The sequence below is a fragment of the Algoriphagus ratkowskyi genome (genome assembly GCF_002150505.1).
Lineage (GTDB): Bacteria > Bacteroidota > Bacteroidia > Cytophagales > Cyclobacteriaceae > Algoriphagus > Algoriphagus ratkowskyi.
Genome location: NZ_MSSV01000053.1, coordinates 1 through 1,263, shown reverse-complemented (window position 1 = coordinate 1,263; position 1,263 = coordinate 1). Strand labels below are relative to the sequence as shown.

The following is a 1,263-nucleotide window of genomic DNA, read 5'->3' as shown; positions in this document are numbered from 1 at the left end:
CATAATACTGAAAAATAGTTGGTAAAAACCTTATAATAGTACTGATTATCAATTAAATACAAGAGGTTTACTGAAACCAGTTTCAGTAAACTTTTTTTGTATTATGAAAACTCAAAAAAAACAGATGTTGGGCTTGCGGGAATTTGGAGGTTATTCGTTGGGGGAAGCAGGTAGGGAAACAGCGATTTAAATGTAAAAACTGTGGTATTTTCTTCACTCGTAACTCCAAAGAACAGACGCTTCGAAACCGTTTTGTATGGTTTGAAAAATGGGTTATTGAGCGGCAGACTTTTAAGATTCTAAGTCGAGAAAGTGGTCTTTCAAAAGACACACTTCAACGTATTTTTTACGAATATCTTTCCCGCTCTCCTTCAGTTAAAATCATCAAGCGCACGTCGGTAAATCTAAGGATGGATGCGACATATTTTAAGCGTTTCTGTCTGGTCTGCTATCAAGATAATGAAGATGGATATACTCAGCTTATTAGGTTTTCGAATGGGGAACATTATGAAGAGATCAAAGAGGATCTTGACAACCTCTTACGCTTAGGAATACAGCTTGAAAGCATCACCACTGATGGTCATAAAAGCATTCTAAAAGCTATTAAAAAGTCTCTTCCTGATGTGATTGTGCAGCGTTGTTTAGTGCATATTCAGCGTATGTGCTTGATCTGGCTCACAAAATACCCTAAACACATTGCCGGACAAGAGCTTCGTCGGCTAGTGCTTATGCTACTTCAGATCAAGACTTCAAACGATCAGTTATCCTGGAAAAGAGCACTGGACGAATGGCAAAAACGATACAAGGATTACCTCAATGAAAAAACATTTAATTCCGAAACAGGGAGATATTGGTACACGCACAAGTTGCTGAGAAGATCGCATCAGACTATTAAAAGGGCTATGCCTAATATGTTTCATTACCTCAGCAATCCTAAAATCCCAGCCACAACAAACGGCATAGAAGGGTACTTTAGCCATCTAAAAAACCACCTAGATATACACCGCGGTCTGAGTCTAAGACACAGGATAGACTTCATCAAATGGTATGTGTTTTTGTCAAATAAAAAATGAGTTTTCAAAGCCATAAAGCATATCAAAAAAAGTAAGGTCTGGCAAAAAATCACCAGACCTCTTTTTTCGTTTATGCGCTGACTTTATTGCTGACAAGTTGGTCTCCACCAGAGCCTGTTTCCTCTTCAAATCGACACTGGATATTAAGAAATTATCTCATTAAAGTCACCAACTATTTTTCAGTACATTA

General features: G+C 37.7%; 1 protein-coding gene. It reads left to right on the top strand.

The window, feature by feature from the left end; all coding sequences use genetic code 11:
• Positions 1-143 precede the first annotated feature (143 nt).
• Positions 144-1,073: an IS256 family transposase, variant Zn-binding type gene (locus BVH02_RS21145; RefSeq protein WP_086503463.1), complete on the top strand. Its 930-nt coding sequence runs from the start codon at positions 144-146 to the stop codon at positions 1,071-1,073.
• Positions 1,074-1,263: the final 190 nt, after the last annotated feature.